Here is a 16,308-nt window from a genome sequence, read left to right as displayed (position 1 = left end):
CGGACCATGCCGGTGACGGGTTCCACCCGCCGAGGTGGGCCCTCCTCCTCCGGCGCAGACCTCGCATCCCACGAAAGGCTTCGGGTCTTCCGACCGGCCGACCGGCCCTCGGCGGCCGAACGGTGGCCGAGCGTTCATCGGCCGCCTTCCGGCGCCGGCGGCGCGGCCTTCTCCGCCTCGGTCGTGGCGCGCCCGGAGGCCGCGAGGAGCGCGAGGAGCGCGAGGAGGGCCAGGAGGATGAGGACGAGCAGCAGGATCGTCAGGACCGTGGGGTGATTCCAGAGGGCGAAGACCAGGGCGACGATCAGCAGCGCGGCCAGGGTGATCCAGTGACGGTGCGCCTGGGCCCAGGTTCCGGCCCGGCCGGTGCGGACCTGATGGGCGTACGCCCACTGGGCCGCGGAGTCCGCGGCGCGCTCGGACGTGCCGCGGACCGCGACCGGCAGCCGCCCGGGACCGATGAGGTAGGCGCCGAGCGCGATGACGACGCCGAGCACGATCGCCGTACGGAGGCTGACCTTCAGGAAGTGGAGCAGCGTGTCGAAGACCGCTGCCGCGGCGGCCTCCGACTGGACCTGGGCGGGGAGGTGGTCCAGGTAGTAGCGGCGCGCGACGACCAGGACGATGGCCACGATCAGGCAGGCGAAGGCGGCGCCGAGCGCCGTACGGGCCAGGGCCCGTCGGCGTCGGTGGGCCAGCAGCACCCCGGCGGCGCCGATCAGCACGACCAGCACGGGGAACCAGTTCCCGATCACGTCCAGCAGATGAGCTCCGCCGCGGATCTTCTCCAGTTGGTCGGACTGGAGGAGCACCATCTGTTTGTCGACGTCGGGGATGGCGGCCGCCGGGGACAGACCGGCGTCCACGAGCGACTTCTTGACCTGGTCGACGGCTTCGCCGACGTTCAGGGTGACCGTTCCGCCGTTCACGCCGATGGCCCCCCGGCCCTGGCCGGTCAGCGCGTGTACGAGCGCGGCGTGGGCCTCTCGGTTGGCGCCCGTCCAGATCTTCTCGAAGCGGTCGCTCCGCACGAAGCGCGTGGCCACCTTCTGCACGGTGTCGTTGACCGCGGAGTCGAGCTGGGGTCCGAGCCCCTTCACGGCCTCTGCGGCCTTCGGCGGCAGGCCCTGCGCCTGGAGCCAAGCGGCGATGTCGGAGGCCGCCTTGTTGCCGTCGACCCGCACGTCGGCGGCATGGGTGATGCGCTTGATCGCCGCGTCCTCGATCGCGGGGTCGGAGGCCAGCGGGGAGACCGTCGCCACGTACCGGTCGGTGTCCAGCGCGATGTCGTGCACCCACACGGTCAGCAGCGCGATCGGTACGAGGATGCAGGTGAGGACGATGAGCACCGCGGAAGCGGTGTTCCTGGCGATCCGCGCGGCCGTCGAGCCGCCCTTGTGTCCACTCCCCACCGCATCACCCGCGTCCTTCTCCGGGACTGCGTCGGGCTCGGACGGATCGCGGGGGCTGGTCATGGATGCTCCGGGGCTCATCGGGGGGGCGGCCTGCCTCCATTTCCGTCGCTGCACGGCGAGACGGCACGCCCAGACGGGCCGTACGGGCTAGAGGGGTGGCCGGGCAAGAAGGGTGGCCGGACTGGAGTGGTGGCCGGTCTGCCGACGCCCCGTAGTCGTCGGAGCCCGCACTTCCGACCCCTTGGTGGCCGGTCTGTCCGTGCTCGGCCCACGGCGCCTGTGCTGACCGGGGACGATCCGCGCCGCCATGCGGGGCACCCGGTACGGATCTACCGTTGAGGGGAACCCGGCGCTCGCGGATGCTCGATGCTCCGCCACCGTTGCCCACCGGCGCCGGAAGTCCACCGGAAGGCACCCAGACATGGCCACTGCGTCGGAAACCCCTGTCCTGGACACGCTCGCCGCGATGACGGTCGACTCGATCGAACGTTGCGGGCTGGCCCCGGACATGCTGCTGCTCACCCGTATAGCGGCCCTGGCCGCCTCGGACGCTCCGCCGATCTCCTACATGGCCCACATCGGCCCCGCCATGGAAACAGGCGTCACCTCTGCCCAGTTGCAGGACGTCCTGGTCGCCATCGCTCCCATCGTGGGCACAGCCCGCGTCATGACCGCAGCGGGCAACATCACAGCGGCGCTCGGCATCGCCATCGCTGTCGCCGAAGCCGAGATCGAAGAGCAGGGCTGAGAACCGACGCCACCAGGAACAGCCGATCGGCACGGCACACCAGGTGAGGGGACCACGGCAGCGCTCCGACGCCGTGGTCCCCGGGGGCAGCAGAGCCAGACAGGAGAGCCGCCCATGCCCAAGCACGCGACCACGGCGATGCGTACGTCGCCCCACGCGACACCCGCGGAGCGCGCGACCCTCGGCAAGGAGGCGCGTCGCCGCTGTCCACGGTCGAAGCACGCGGTGTACAGACCCGGTCCGAAGAGACCGGACCCGCTGGCGATCCTGGAGGAGCAGTCCGCGGCCCGGGTGCAGGAGTTGGTGCCGATCCGGTACAGCCGGATGACCGAGTCCCCGTTCCGCTTCTACCGGGGCGCCGCGGCGATCATGGCGTCCGACCTGGCCGGCAGTCCCGTCTCGGGAATCAACGCCCAGTTGTGCGGAGACGCCCATCTGCTCAACTTCCGGCTGCTGGCCTCGCCGGAGCGGAAGTTGATGTTCGACATCAACGACTTCGACGAGACCCTGCCGGGTCCGTGGGAGTGGGACGTCAAGCGGCTGTCGGCGAGCTTCGTCATCGCCGCCCGGGCGAACGGCTTCGACGACGCCGAGCGTGCCCGGATCGTGAGCGGCACCGTGCGCTCGTACCGGGAAGCCATGCACCGTTTCGCCGGGATGAGCAACCTCGATGTCTGGTACGCGAAGATCGACGCCGAGCGCCTCCAGGACCTCACGACGGACCAGCTCCGCAAGAGCGGCCAGAAGAAACTCGGCCGCGCCCTGACGAAGGCCCGCTCGCGCGACACCGTGCAGGTCTTCGACAAACTCACGCGCCAGGTCGACGGCCGACCGCGGATCGCGCCGGACCCCCCGCTGCTGGTCCCCATCGCCGACCTGCTCCCCGACACCGAACGCACCACGCTGGAGCGCCAGTTCCGCGGACTCATCGAGCGGTACGGGATCACCCTGCCGTCCGACCGGCGCGCCCTCCTGGACGACTACCAACTCGCGGACGTCGCCCGCAAGGTGGTCGGCGTCGGCAGCGTCGGCACCCGGTGCTGGATCATCCTGCTCCTCGGACGGGACGGCCGCGACCCGCTGTTCCTTCAGGCCAAGGAGGCCGACACCTCCGTCCTCGCCGACCACGTCGGGGCCAGCCAGTACCGCAACCAGGGCGAACGCGTCGTCGCGGGACAGCGGTTGATGCAGGCGGCGAGCGACATGTTCCTCGGCTGGGAACGCGTGGACGGTGTCGACGGCAAGCGCCGCGACTTCTACATCCGGCAACTGCGCGACTGGAAGGGCATCGCGATGCCGGAGACGATGTCGCCCCTTCAGCTGGAGACCTTCGGCGGCGTCTGCGGCCTCACCCTCGCCCGCGCGCACGCACGGTCCGGCGACCGGATCGCGATCGCCTCCTACCTGGGAAAGAAGGACTCCTTCGACCGGGCCCTGGTCACCTTCGCGGAGGCGTACGCCGACCAGAACGAGCGCGACCACCAAGCACTCGTCGACGCGGTGAAGGCGGGACAACTGCCCGTGGAGGACGTTCCCGCCGACTGACCGGCCCCTCGACACCCGGCGCGGCCGGCCGGCTATTCCGCCCCGCCCTGCGCTCGCCGGCCCTCTTCGACCGCGTTCACCAGGACCCGGGCGGCCACGCCGAGCAGCAGAAGGTTGGCCGTGATCTGTCCCGTGACGAGGAGGCGGGCCGGCTCGCTGCGCGGGCTGATGTCGCCGAATCCGACCGTGCTGAACACGGTCATCGTGAAGTAGAGGGCGTCGGTCCTCGACATCGCTTCGCTGAAACTGCCCGGTTCGCTGCGATCCAGCAGGTAGTCGGTCGTGGCGAAGAGCAGCAGGAACAGGGGAAGTGCCGTCGCCAGAGCGGCCATGGCACGCAGCCTGGGGCGCTCGGAACTCACGATCCCGCGCACTTGCCACCCCATGAGCAGCGCCACCGCCACCAGCCCGCCGAGGAGCACGAGGACGGACGTCGCCGTGAAGGCCGAGTCCAGCGGCAGCAGGTAATAGGCGGCGACCAGGGCGGCCGCGACAAGGACGCACCGCACCGTCGTGAGCACGACCGTCCGGCGTCCACCGCGCCGCTCCCTGTCCACGATCCCCTCTCGGACGCACCCGATGCCGTACGACCCCGGCCGGCTCTTGGACAGCCACTCTCCCCGAGCGGTCCCGGTGCCGTACGGACGGCACACCACAAACTCACTGAAATGGCTCGTATGGACACGCTGCCCGCCCGGGAACAGACTGAGGAGATCCACTGCGGAGGGGGCCGCCGACACCGGAGGAATGGACGATGCCCGCTTCCGGTACCGGCCCGGCGACGACGTCCGCGAACGGGTGGGACGCCCGCCTGTACTGGCAGTGGATCGGCTACAACACGATCGCCTTCGTCACCGTCCTGACCGCCGGTTTCGTCCTGGCGCTGCTCGGCAGCGACGCCCTCCACCTCGATCTCGCCAGCGGCCACGTCCTGGTGGCACTCCTGATCGCCACCCTCGGGGCCATCCTGTTCGGGGGTGTTCTGGGAGCGCTGCAATGGCTGGTCGTCCGCCGGCGGGTACCCCTCCCCCGCAAGGTGTGGATCACCGCCAACATCGGCCCGGCGCTGCTGGCCTGGCTCCTCGTGATCATGCCTGCGGTGATCAGCGCCCAGGACACCGACGGTGACGTGTCGACGACCTACCTGCTGGCCGCCAGCCAGAGCCTGGCCCTCGGCCCCCTGCTCGGCCTGTCGCAGTCCATGGTGCTCCGCAAGGTCACCAGACGCTGGGCGTGGTGGATCGGAGCCAACCTGGCCTCATGGCTGATCGTCGACGCCGTCATCTACCTGCTGGGCCGCCTGACCAGTGACCTCGACGTCCTCACCGGCGACGGATCGCTCGTCGAGATCTACCTGACCCTGATCGCCACGACACCCCTGACCGGCCGGGCGCTGCTCTGGGTACTGGCGCCGTCCGCCCTGACCGTGCCCGAGGCCGCGCCTCCGCCGGTGACGAAATAGGCGAGCGACCGCGACCTGGCCGCGATCCACCGATGAGTTCCGCCGGCCGCGCCGGTCTACCAGGACGTACGCCACCGAACCACCGACTGGAGACCCGCCATGACCAACCCCGAACACCCCGGCCGCATGTTGTTCGTGAACATCCCCGTGGCGGACCTGGAGCGCAGCAAGGCGTTCTTCGCCGAGCTCGGGTTCGGCTTCAACCCGAAGTTCACCGACGAGAGCTCCGCCTGCATGCTGGTCGGCGAGGACGCCTTCGTCATGCTGCTCAGCCGCGAGAAGTTCGCGGAGTTCGCGAAACTGCCGCTGGCCGATCCCACCACGCACACGCTGGCGCTGTACTGCTTCAGCGTGTCGTCCCGCGACGAGGTCGATACGGTCAGCGCCGCCGCGCTCGCGGCGGGCGGCTCCGAGGCGGACGGCGCCGAGGACTACGGCTTCATGTACTCACGCAGCTTCTACGACCTCGACGGCCACGGCTGGCAGGTCATGTGGATGGACCCGGCGGCGGCGGAGCAGGGCCCCGAGGAGTTCGCGGCCTCCGCCCAGAACGCCGACGCCCCGGCCTGACCCACCGCGTTCCGCACGTGCGCGTCGTCGTGCGGCCGACCGCCACGCCGAGAGCCCCTCCCGGACGGGGAGGGGCTCAACAGGCCGCGGAGTTACGGGAGGCCGCCCACGGGGACGGTCAGCGCGGTCGCTTCGGCCTCGGTCTCCGGGGTCACGTGGCTGTCGGGTGTGCGGAAGCGGTAGAGCAGAAGGAGCGCGACGGCGGGGACGACGAGGTAGAGCAGCAGGACGATCAGGGCCTGTGTGGTGCCGTGACCGTCGAAGTAGATCGTGTTGCGGAGCAGGATGTATGCGTTGCGGGGTGGCAGGTACGGGCCGATGGCGCGCCAGAACGCCGGGAGGTAGGGGACTCCGTTGGCTCCGCCTGATGACGGGTTGCCGAAGAGCATGACCACGATGACGGTCACGAGGGTTCCGGCGGCTCCGAGGAGCTTCTGCAGGACGGCGGCGACGAGGGCGACCGCCGCGATGACCAGGGCGAGGATCGGCCAGACGATCCAGAACTTCTGCGCGGGGTAGCCCTTGAGCCAGGTGCAGACGACGAGGTTGACCAACAGGGCGGCGAGGACGGCGAACCCGGCGAGTGCGGGCAGGCGCCAGCGTCCGACGGAGGTCCCTGTCGTCGCTCTGAGCATCGTCGCTCCCATGTATCCGCCGACGAGCAGCGGGATCAGCATCAGCGACGAGACCAGCCCGAAGGGGTCCTTCTTGGCCAGTGGGTGGGGTGCGTACTGCTCGACGTGGAGGGGCTGGCGGAGCTTCTTCGCGGCCTCCTCGAAGTTCCCCGCCAGGTCGAGGGGCGCGACGTCGCTGATGGTGGGGACGACGAGAAGTGTGGTCGATGTCGGTCCGGGGATGAGTGCGCCGTAGATCTTGGCCTGGTCGATGGCGTCTTTCGCGGCGGTTTCGTCGGGGTACTGGGTGACCTTGAGGGAGAGGCTCTTGCGCGCGGCGTTCAGGATCGGGGACGCTCCGGTGGCACCGATCGGCAGGTCGGTCGCGACGGGCTCGTGGGCGGAGCTCATGTAGTTCGCGGTGAACAGGCACTGCATCACCGCGGCGACGGCCAGAGCCGCCAGGACGGCCACGACGGGACGCCCGGGGGATGCCGTGGGGGTGGACTCCGCCCGGTGGGAGGGAGCTTTCCCATCGATCTTCTTGACGGGCCGCCAGCGGCCCAGGTAGCCGATGATGACGCCCCCGGCCAGCGCGTACAGGCCGAGGACGATGAGCGGCGTGGTGATGTTGTTGCCGTCGAAGTAGATGACGTTGCGGATCAGGGTGATGGCTTGCTGGGGCGGGAAGATGGCGCCGATGTGCTGCCAGTAGACGGGCAGCAGGAACAGCCCGACGCCGCCGGCGGCGGAGCCGCCCACGATGATGAACAAGGTCGCCACCAAAAGGGTGCCCAAGGGGCCGACCAGGCGTTGGAAGGCCGCGGCGGCGAGCGTGACGGAGGCGGCGATCAGGATGAAGCATGGCAACAGCGGCCAGAAGTGGCTGTTCTCGTAGGCTCCGATGCCTGGCCCGGCGATCAGGTCGGTCAGTACGGCGCCGACGGTCGAGTAGCCGAGGAGCATCGCCACATGCCAGGGCGCGGCGGCCGTTCTGGTCGCTTTGAGCACCAGGACGGCGGCGAGATATCCGCCGATGAGCAGTGGGATCAGGAGCAGTCCGGAGACCCCGCCGAGACGGTCGCTCATCGGCAGCGGCTTGACGGTCTTGACCGTCAGGGGCCTGTGGAGCTTCTTGGCCACGTCTTCGAACGCGGCTTCCAGTTCCACGCGGCCGAAGAAGCTCTTGGCCGGGACCACGATCAACGTGTCGCTCTTGAGGCCGGGCAGGTAGGCGCCGTAGAGCTTGCTCTGGTCGATCGCCTCGAGCACGGCGGACTCGTCGGTATAGCTGAGCCTCTGAAGCGACACCTTCGAGGTGACCGCGTCCACGACCGGGGACGCGCCGGTCACGCCGATCGGGGCGTTGCGCAGCACGAGCAGTTGCAGCGAACTGACCAGACAGAGCGCGAAGAGGCTTTGCAGGACCAGCACGATGCCGAGCGCGGCCAGGATCTTCTTCATCACGGGAACACCACCCGCCCCACGCCGAACGGCCGGCCCGGGCCGCGCCCAGGTCGGCCGAGCATGCGTCGGACCGGTCGCCCAGGCCTCCGGGAGACGCCTCCGGCTCCGACCTGACAGCTACGTGTCGCGCTCATACGGGCACGCTAAGTTCACCTCGTGCGGTGGGCACTCCGAGCGCGGCAGATGAGCAGGCCGGCCGGTCCGGGCCCGGGCCTTCCCGCCCGCCCCCGCCGCACCCTCGGAGCCGGCAGGTGTGCGCGACCGGGGGCGGAGGTGCGTCAGTAGCCGGTGCCGCGCTTGACCTGGCCCCGCTCGATCTCGTGGGTCGCACCCTTGTCGTCCAGGGTCCGGCACGCGTCGGCGATGTCCTGGCCCAGGCGGTCGATCTGCTCGCGGCTCAGCGTCTCCTTGACCAGGGCACGCATGATCTTCACCCGCTCCGCGTTGGGCGGGAGCGTGTACGCCGGCACCATCCAGCCGCGCTCGGCCGAGAGCTGCCAGGCCACGTCGGACTCGTCGTAGGCGTGCTTGCCCGCGAGACGGAAAGCGACCAGCGGCAGCTGTTCGAGGTCGCCGCCGATCACTTCGAAGCGACCGCCGCTCCGCAGGTTGTCCGCCAGCGCGTGGGCGTTCTCCTGCATCATCTTCATGACGTACGTGTAGCCCTGGCGACCGAGCCGGACGAAGTTGTAGTACTGCGCGAGCACCATCGAGGCGCCGGTGGAGAAGTTCAGCGTGAACGTCGCGTCGGTCTTGCCCAGGTAGTTCTCGTGGAACACGAGGTGCTGGGCGAGGTCGGACTCCTCGCGGAAGACCAGCCAGCCGATGCCGGGGTAGACCAGGCCGTACTTGTGTCCCGAGACGTTGATCGAGCGGACCTGCTCCAGGCGGAAGTCCCATTTGGAGTCCGGGTAGAGGAAAGGCCACACGAACGCGCCGCTGGCGCCGTCGACGTGGATCGGGATGTCGAGGTCCCGCTTCTTGCGGACGTCCCGCAGGAGCTTGTCGATCCCGACGATGTCGTCCTTGTGGCCGGTGAACGTGGTACCGAGAACGGCGACGACACCGATCGTGTTCTCGTCGAGGTGGGGCTCCACGTCCTCCGGGCCGATGGTGTACTTGTCCTCGGCAAGCGGAACGATCCGCGGTTCGACGTCGAAGTAGCGGCAGAACTTCTCCCACACGACATGGACGTCGCCGCCGAAGACCAGGTTGGGCCGGTCGACCGGCAGATTGGCCGCCTGGCGGCGCTCCCGCCACTTCCACTTCAGCGACAGGGCTCCGAGCATGATCGCTTCGGAGGAGCCCTGGGTCCGGCACCCGGTCGTGTCGCCCGGCGCGTGGAAGAGGTCGGCGAGCATGCGTACGCAGCGCTGCTCGATCTCGGCGGAGATCGGGTATTCCGCGTGGTCGATGAAATTGCGGTGGAGGTTCTCGGCGATGATCCGCTGAGCCTCCGGCTCCATCCAGGTGGTGACGAACGTGGCGAGGTTGCGCTGCGGGTCACCCTCCATCGCAAGGTCCGCGTCCAGCAGCCTCATTGCGTCCGTCGCGGCCATGCCCTCGTCGGGGAAGGTCTTCGAGGGGGCGGGCGCGGTCAGGAACCGGTTACCGAAAAGGACCGAATCGTCACGCTTGCTCATGCTGCGATTCAAACAGCGGCAGAGCCTGCCTCGACGGCGGACACGCCGCACCGGTGCGACTGCGAACCAACCGCGAGCCCGGTTGCGACCTCCGCCACCCGGCGGGACGACCGTGGCCCTCTCGGCCCGGCACGACGGATCAGCCCGTGCGACTGTGCGGGCCGGGGTCGCGCGTGGCTGCCGTCCGGTGCGTCGACCAGCGGTGTCGCGGGACTCCTCCCGGAGGCGCAACGTCAGTCGAGTTGCGGATGACCCTGCGGGGACAGGCCGTGATCTCGCATGCGGTGCTGCATGCCGCTGGCGGTCACGGACAACCAGTGACGCAGGGTCAGCCCTTCCTCGCCGTGCCAAGCGGCTTCGGCGACGCTGTGGACGACTGTGCAGATCCAGCAGTCCCGCGCGGGAACGAAGGCGTTCGACGGCTGACGCGTGCGCGAGCACGGCGAGGTGGGATCGTCCGCGGCAGAGATGACGGGTCCTCCGGCTTTCCCGCACCGGCGGGGCCATCGAGGACGACCGCGAAAGAAGGGGCGGCAGCTTCGACCCCGCCGACACGCGTATACGTCGTCGACAACGGGCCGAAGGTCTCGCCCACCCGCGCTGCAACGATCGCGGGTCCAGCCACCGGGAACCCGAAACCGGGTTCCAGTGTGTCGACGACTGGTGTCTCAGGGCTACTCCCCTTCGCAAAGGTTCACCCTACACCGATCTGCGAACGTGCGGCGATCGGTCAACGCGGCGCCGAGCCCCCCCCTTGCCGACATGAACCGCCGGGACCTGTCACGGGTCCGCACCCGCGCCGCCGGCGCTTGCCGAATCCCGGTCGACACCCCGGTTACCGCAGGTCACAGGGCTGGCGAGCCGCGATCACGCCTGGGTCGCGGTTGAGTCTCACAGACGATCAAGCCTTGAAATCATTCTTAGGTAAGCCTCACCTAAGCATCTCTGTGAATGTTCTAGGAGTCCCCTGTGTCTGCGCTGTCCCCGGAGTCGTCCGCAACCCCCCAGGAAGCGCGCTCCCGGCAACTGGGGCTGTACGACACGTGGTGGACACTCACGGCTGCCGCGATCGCCGCATGCCTGTGCCTGTCGGCGTGCACGTGGATATCCCTGCACCTACGGGTGGACGCCGACCTCCACGCCGTGGCGCTCTTCGTCCACCTGGCCTCGCTCGTGCTCGGTTTCGGAGCCGTACTGGTGGCCGACTACTACGCACTCCTGTACCTGATGGGCCGGTGCACGTTTCACGACGCACTGAACAGCGCGGGCCGCCTCCACTTCCCGATCTGGGCCGGCCTCGCGGGTCTGGTGGCCAGCGGCGTGATGCTCCACCCGAACCTGGATTCCACCCCCACGCGCGTCAAGCTCGGGCTGGTGCTGCTCCTCACCCTCAACGGCCTGCAGGCCGGCCTCCTGAACAGGCGGATGACGCAGCAGGGCACCGCCGCCCTCACCCCACGCCTCATTTCCTGGGGTGCGTCGACCGCGCTGATCTCCCAGGTCTGCTGGTGGGGCGCCGTGATTATCGGGTTCCGCAACAGCCAGCGCTAGGAACCATCCGGCTGACCATGCGACCGCCTCGGGCCGGGACCGCAGCCGTTGCCGACTCGAGCAAGTCCACAACACCAGGCTCACGAGCTCGGGGACGCCGATACCAGCCCCTCCCCTGGGCTGCTCCCGGGTCATTGCAGCAGAGCCCTGACGGTCAGGAGCCCTGCGCCGGCGCGGAGGTGCGGGGACATCTGTTCGGAAGATCAATGCTTGAAGGCACTCACGTCTCCGGGCTCGGTCTCCAGCGCCTCGCGGTCGAATTTCAGCATGAAGAGCAGGAACAGCCCGCCCGCGACGAGCAAGCCGACCACGAGAACCAGAAGCAGTTCGAGATAACTCTGAGGGAAGCCAGCAACGCGATGAACGCCAGGCCGAACTGACCAGAGAAGGTCAAGCAACCGGCCGCTACGTGGAGGCGTGATCAGCCGCCCCCTGGACAGCGGGGATCAGGTCTGCGATCCGTTCGAGCTGGTCACGCTGGGAGTGCAGGTCCAGGGCACCGAGGCGGGCGACGATGTGCCGAGCACCGGCGGCGACGTACCGTCCTAGTTGCTCAAGCACCTGGTCCGCGGAGCCGGTGACAACTGCCTGGATCTTTTCCAGCTCTTCCAGTGGCATTCCGTATGTGGCCCGCGCGTAGTCGTCCAGTGCCCGACGGCCGCTCTCGATGTCGTTGTCGATCCGTACCGAGACGAATAGTGCGGGGGTGATGTCCTCGGTCGCACGTCCGGCGTCGGCCGCCGCTTCGTGGACGTTGCGGAGGCCGGATGCGTAGTCGGCGGGGTCAGGCGGGTAGGGCAGCCATCCGTCGTACAGTCGGCCGGTGCGGGCCAGCGCTGCGGGTGTCGCGCCGCCGAGCCAGATGGGTGGGCCGCCAGCGCGGGACGGCCTGGTCGTGGGCGGGATGTCATCGAACCGGAGGATCTCGCCGTGGAAGGCGTCGGCGCCGTCCCACAGGGCCCGCCACAGCGCGACAGTCTCGTCCAGGCGGGCGAAGCGCCTTTCCCACGGCAGCTCGGACAGCGTGTAGAGGGGTCGCCCGAATCGGCCGGGGAAGCCGGCGCCGACGGTCACGGTGAGTCTGCCACCGGACAGCAGGTCGATCGACGCAAGTGACTGCGCGGCCTGGATCGGCCGACGGAGGAACGGCATCAGTGCAGCTGTGCCCAGCGTCACGGTCTCGGTCACCGGGGCGAGTGCGGCCAGCATCGTGAGCGCCTCGATGCGCGGGCTGATCAGGGAGTCGTTGGCGAAGAGCGAGGAGAAGCCCGAGCGTTCGGCGTACCGGCCGAAGGCAATCAGCTCGCGGGGGTCGCCGGCAGCGCCCCACTGGGCGGTTCCGGTCGGAAGTAGTACACCGATGTCCATGTCGGCAATGTTCACGACCGGTACGAGTAGCGACAATTCCCTGCGGGGAATGGCCTGGGACCCTCCGCCGCCGTTACAACAGGTCCGTGGACTTTCCTCGTACGCTTCGTGAACGTCGTACCCGCCGTCATGTCAGCCAGCTCGACCTGGCGCTGCGAGCGGGCACCACCCAGCGCCACCTCAGCTTCATTGAATCCGGCAGGTCTGTCCCGGGCCGGAACATGGTCGTGCGCCTGGCCGAGTCGCTGGAGCTGCCGCTGCGGGAGCGCAACGAGCTGCTGCTGGCCGCCGGGTACGCGCCCGCCTACCCGGAGAGCTCACTGGACGATCCGGTGCTGGCCCCCGTGCGCACGGCGATCGACCACATCCTCCGCGGGCATCTGCCGTATCCGGCGCTGGTCGTGGACCGGGGCGGTGGCCTGATCGCCGCGAACACCGCATTCGACCTGATCACCGAGGGTGTGGCCCCCGAGCTGATGGGTCCGGGCACGAACATTTACCGCCTTGCGCTGCATCCCGACGGCCTGGCCCCCCGTATCCTCAACCTCGCCGAGTGGGCGCGCCACGTCTTGGTGCGCCTCGGCCACCTGGAGGAGTTGCGCGCCGAGCTCACCGGGTACGTTCCCGAGCTGGGGCCGTCCGCCGGGCAACTCGGTTTCGCGGTGCCGCTCCGCCTGCGGTCCTCGTACGGTGAGCTGCGCCTGATGACGACTGTGACGACCTTCGCCACCGCCGTCGACGTGACGCTTGCCGAGCTGAAGCTGGAGGCGTTCCTGCCGGCCGACCCGGCGACGGCCGAGGCTCTCTCAGCAGCCGCCGGGGCAATGGCTTGCGCTGCCGCCGGTCAGGAGCCCGGGAACATGTAATCGGTCTTGATGCGGCCGTTGTCGTCGAGTACGAGCATGTCCGAACCGCCACCCACCACGTCGCCGGTTGCGGTGGACACCGCCTCCCAGCCGATCCTGACCACGCCATCGAGACGTATCGCACCGGGGCGCGCCCGGAAGGCGAATCCCTGTTTCTCGACGAACCGCTCGTAGCTTCGCGCCACTCGGGTCTCGATGGCGTCGTATCCCTGAGCCTCCAGAGTCGGGTGGTCGAAGCCGAGTTCCGCGGCGGTCTCCCGTATCTCCGCAGGCGGGTGAAGGATGTGGGTGCCGTCCTCGGCCCAGAGTCGCTCGATGGCCGCGCGGCGCTCTGCGGCGTCGGGCACATTCCATTGAGCCATGTAGCGGTCGGCCGGCTGCTGCGGGTCGATCTCGATCATCTTCGTCTCCTTGCCCGGGCAGGTCCATTCGGACCAGATCCTGTGGGGCGCTGTGGAGACCGGCAACTCCCTGTAGGGAATGGGCCTTTCAAGTCAGAGGCAACAGCGGTCATGCGTAGTCTCAGCGAAATGATCACTACATGAGTGGTGTGATCACGACGTCGGAACCGTCCTGGACAGCTCCGTTCGCTGGGCTGAGCCCGCCGGCCTTCGGCAAGCTGGTGGCCCGGCTGCGGCGCGAGGGCGCCGACGCGTCCGGCCGGGGACGACCGTGGAAGCTGTCGTTGGAGGACCAAGTGCTGCTGGTGACGGCGTACTGACGAACGAACCTGACACTGCGGCAGCTGGCCCTGCTGTTCGGGGTGTCGAAGTCTGCGGCCGACCCGATCGCCGGACGCAGGGACTCACGGCTGTCGAACGCCAACGAGCCCCCTTTCCCGGTCAGGAAAGGGGGCTCGCAGGGTCATACAGTCATGCACGAGCCGATACAGGCCTCAGACCCACTCCACCTCAGAGACGATGCAGAGCGAAGTCTCAGGGCTCGGCAGCGGCGTCCGGAGGGGTGCCGACGGCGCCGACGGGCGAGGTGCCGAGACGCCGGCCTCAGCCAACGCAGCCGCCACCTCGTCCTCGCTAGCCCCCGCCAGCGCCTCAATCACCCGATCGGGTGTCTCGCTGACGTCAGTGAGAGTGACCGCTCGGCGCCGGAGCCCCGTTCTTGACCGTCAGAGGCAGCAGCTTCTTGCCCGTCGGGCCGATCTGGATGCTCGTGTCCATCTGCGGACAGACGCCACAGTCGAAGCACGGAGTCCAGCGGCAGTCCTCGACCTCTGTCTCGTCGAGGGAGTCCTGCCAGTCCTCCCAGAGCCAGTCCTTGTCGAGGCCCGAGTCGAGGTGGTCCCAGGGCAGGACCTCCTCGTAGGTGCGCTCGCGGGTGGTGTACCAGTCGACGTCGACGCCGAAGGCGGGGAGCGTCTTGTCGGCGCAGCGCATCCAGCGGGCGTACGAGAAGTGCTCGCGCCAGCCGTCGAAGCGGCCGCCGTCCTCGTAGACGGCGCGGATGACGGAGCCGATGCGGCGGTCGCCGCGGGAGAGCAGGCCCTCGACGATGCCCGGCTTGCCGTCGTGGTACCGGAAGCCGATCGAGCGGCCGTACTTCTTGTCGCCGCGGATCTTGTCGCGGAGCTTGGTGAGGCGGGCGTCCGTGTCCTCGGCGGAGAGCTGCGGCGCCCACTGGAAGGGGGTGTGCGGCTTGGGGACGAAGCCGCCGATGGAGACCGTGCAGCGGATGTCGTTCTGGCCGGAGACCTTGCGGCCCTCGGCGATCACGTTCATCGCCATGTCGGCGATCTGCATGACGTCGTCGTCCGTCTCCGTCGGCAGGCCGCACATGAAGTACAGCTTCACCTGGCGCCAGCCGTTGCCGTACGCGGTGGAGACGGTCCGGATGAGGTCCTCTTCCGAGACCATCTTGTTGATGACCTTGCGCATGCGCTCGGAGCCGCCCTCGGGGGCGAAGGTCAGGCCCGAGCGCCGGCCGTTGCGGGTCAGTTCGTTGGCCAGGTCGACGTTGAAGGCGTCCACGCGGGTGGAGGGGAGGGACAGGCCGATCTTGTCCTCCTCGTACCGGTCGGCCAGACCCTTGGCGATGTCGCCGATCTCCGAGTGGTCGGCGGAGGACAGGGAGAGCAGGCCGACCTCCTCGAAGCCCGTCGCCTTGAGGCCCTTCTCCACCATCTCGCCGATGCCCGTGATGGAGCGCTCGCGCACCGGGCGGGTGATCATGCCCGCCTGGCAGAAGCGGCAGCCGCGGGTACAGCCGCGGAAGATCTCCACCGACATGCGCTCGTGGACGGTCTCCGCGAGGGGCACCAGGGGCTGCTTCGGGTAGGGCCACTCGTCGAGGTCCATGACGGTGTGCTTGGACACGCGCCACGGGACGCCCGACTTGTTCGGGACCACGCGGGCGATCCGGCCGTCGGGGAGGTACTCGACGTCGTAGAAGGCCGGGATGTAGACGCTGCCCGTCTTCGCCAGGCGGAAGAGGACCTCCTCGCGGCCTCCGGGGCGGCCCTCCGCCTTCCAGGCGCGGATGATCTCCGTCATGTCGAGCACGGCCTGCTCGCCGTCGCCGATGATCGCCGCGTCGATGAAGTCGGCGATCGGCTCGGGGTTGAAGGCCGCGTGACCGCCCGCGAGGACGATCGGGTCGTCGAGCGTGCGGTCCTTGGACTCCAGCGGGATGCCGGCCAGGTCGAGGGCGGTCAGCATGTTCGTGTAGCCCAGCTCCGTGGAGAAGGACAGGCCGAACACGTCGAAGGCCTTCACCGGGCGGTGGCTGTCCACGGTGAACTGCGGGACCCGGTGCTCGCGCATCAGTTCCTCGAGGTCCGGCCAGACGCTGTACGTGCGCTCGGCGAGCACGCCCTCGCGCTCGTTCAGCACCTCGTAGAGGATCATGACGCCCTGGTTGGGCAGGCCGACCTCGTAGGCGTCGGGGTACATCAGGGCCCAGCGGACGTCACACGACTCCCAGGGCTTGACCGTGGAATTGAGCTCTCCGCCGACGTACTGGATCGGCTTCTGCACATGCGGGAGCAGAGCTTCGAGCTGTGGGAAGACCGACACGGCGGTTTCGGCAGGCATCTCGCGAACCTT

General features: G+C 68.9%; 14 protein-coding genes and 1 pseudogene. 8 read left to right on the top strand and 7 right to left on the bottom strand.

Annotated elements, in window-relative coordinates; genetic code table 11:
* Nucleotides 1-134 precede the first annotated feature (134 nt).
* Entirely contained in the window at nt 135-1,475 is a 1,341-nt protein-coding gene (locus tag OG780_RS27430; protein ID WP_328452521.1) for a hypothetical protein, read from the bottom strand.
* Between the two features lie 361 nt (nt 1,476-1,836).
* On the opposite strand from OG780_RS27430, the gene OG780_RS27425 reads away from it, so the two are divergent.
* On the top strand, nt 1,837-2,163 hold the full coding sequence (locus OG780_RS27425) for a carboxymuconolactone decarboxylase family protein (protein ID WP_326787819.1): 327 nt from the start codon (nt 1,837-1,839) through the stop codon (nt 2,161-2,163).
* Between the two features lie 114 nt (nt 2,164-2,277).
* Nucleotides 2,278-3,708, top strand: a complete 1,431-nt coding sequence (locus OG780_RS27420) for a DUF2252 domain-containing protein (protein WP_328452516.1) — start codon at nt 2,278-2,280, stop codon at nt 3,706-3,708.
* A 32-nt stretch (nt 3,709-3,740) separates the two neighbouring features.
* Here the strand turns inward: OG780_RS27420 and OG780_RS27415 are convergent, their stop codons facing one another.
* Complete coding sequence (locus OG780_RS27415; RefSeq protein WP_328452514.1) at nt 3,741-4,265, bottom strand: potassium channel family protein; 525 nt, start codon at nt 4,263-4,265, stop codon at nt 3,741-3,743.
* Between the two features lie 197 nt (nt 4,266-4,462).
* On the opposite strand from OG780_RS27415, the gene OG780_RS27410 reads away from it, so the two are divergent.
* Together OG780_RS27410 and OG780_RS27405 are read left to right on the top strand one after the other, a co-directional pair.
* Complete coding sequence (locus OG780_RS27410; RefSeq protein ID WP_328452512.1) at nt 4,463-5,170, top strand: hypothetical protein; 708 nt, start codon at nt 4,463-4,465, stop codon at nt 5,168-5,170.
* Nucleotides 5,171-5,269: 99 nt separating this feature from the next.
* Entirely contained in the window at nt 5,270-5,740 is a 471-nt protein-coding gene (locus tag OG780_RS27405) for a VOC family protein (protein ID WP_328452510.1), read from the top strand.
* 92 nt (nt 5,741-5,832) lie between these two features.
* Here OG780_RS27405 and OG780_RS27400 read toward each other — a convergent pair whose 3' ends face one another.
* Entirely contained in the window at nt 5,833-7,821 is a 1,989-nt protein-coding gene (locus OG780_RS27400) for a hypothetical protein (protein WP_328452508.1), read from the bottom strand.
* 278 nt (nt 7,822-8,099) lie between these two features.
* On the bottom strand, nt 8,100-9,464 hold the full coding sequence (locus OG780_RS27395) for a glutamate decarboxylase (RefSeq protein ID WP_328452506.1): 1,365 nt from the start codon (nt 9,462-9,464) through the stop codon (nt 8,100-8,102).
* A 969-nt stretch (nt 9,465-10,433) separates the two neighbouring features.
* Between OG780_RS27395 and OG780_RS27390 the strand changes: the two genes are divergently transcribed.
* Nucleotides 10,434-11,015 (top strand): hypothetical protein, encoded by a 582-nt coding sequence (locus OG780_RS27390; protein ID WP_328452504.1) that lies wholly within the window; start codon nt 10,434-10,436, stop codon nt 11,013-11,015.
* A gap of 206 nt (nt 11,016-11,221) precedes the next feature.
* On the top strand, nt 11,222-11,395 hold the full coding sequence (locus OG780_RS27385; RefSeq protein WP_328452502.1) for a hypothetical protein: 174 nt from the start codon (nt 11,222-11,224) through the stop codon (nt 11,393-11,395).
* A gap of 25 nt (nt 11,396-11,420) precedes the next feature.
* Here the strand turns inward: OG780_RS27385 and OG780_RS27380 are convergent, their stop codons facing one another.
* A complete protein-coding gene (locus tag OG780_RS27380) occupies nt 11,421-12,383 on the bottom strand; it encodes an LLM class flavin-dependent oxidoreductase (protein ID WP_328452500.1) in 963 nt (320 codons plus the stop codon).
* Nucleotides 12,384-12,469: 86 nt separating this feature from the next.
* Here OG780_RS27380 and OG780_RS27375 point away from each other — a divergent pair, with 86 nt between their 5' ends.
* Entirely contained in the window at nt 12,470-13,249 is a 780-nt protein-coding gene (locus OG780_RS27375; RefSeq protein ID WP_328452498.1) for a helix-turn-helix domain-containing protein, read from the top strand.
* Here the strand turns inward: OG780_RS27375 and OG780_RS27370 are convergent.
* Nucleotides 13,228-13,650 (bottom strand): hypothetical protein, encoded by a 423-nt coding sequence (locus tag OG780_RS27370; RefSeq protein WP_328452496.1) that lies wholly within the window; start codon nt 13,648-13,650, stop codon nt 13,228-13,230. The genes OG780_RS27375 and OG780_RS27370 overlap by 22 nt on opposite strands.
* A gap of 140 nt (nt 13,651-13,790) precedes the next feature.
* Here OG780_RS27370 and OG780_RS27365 point away from each other — a divergent pair.
* Nucleotides 13,791-14,039, top strand: a pseudogene (locus OG780_RS27365) (helix-turn-helix domain-containing protein); the annotation flags it as partial.
* A gap of 292 nt (nt 14,040-14,331) precedes the next feature.
* On the opposite strand, the gene OG780_RS27360 reads toward OG780_RS27365, so the two are convergent.
* Nucleotides 14,332-16,296, bottom strand: a complete 1,965-nt coding sequence (locus OG780_RS27360) for a TIGR03960 family B12-binding radical SAM protein (RefSeq protein WP_328452494.1) — start codon at nt 16,294-16,296, stop codon at nt 14,332-14,334.
* Nucleotides 16,297-16,308 lie beyond the last annotated feature (12 nt).

It is taken from the genome of Streptomyces sp. NBC_00386, assembly GCF_036063235.1.
GTDB lineage: Bacteria > Actinomycetota > Actinomycetes > Streptomycetales > Streptomycetaceae > Streptomyces.
This window is presented reverse-complemented; position numbering and strand designations above follow the sequence as displayed.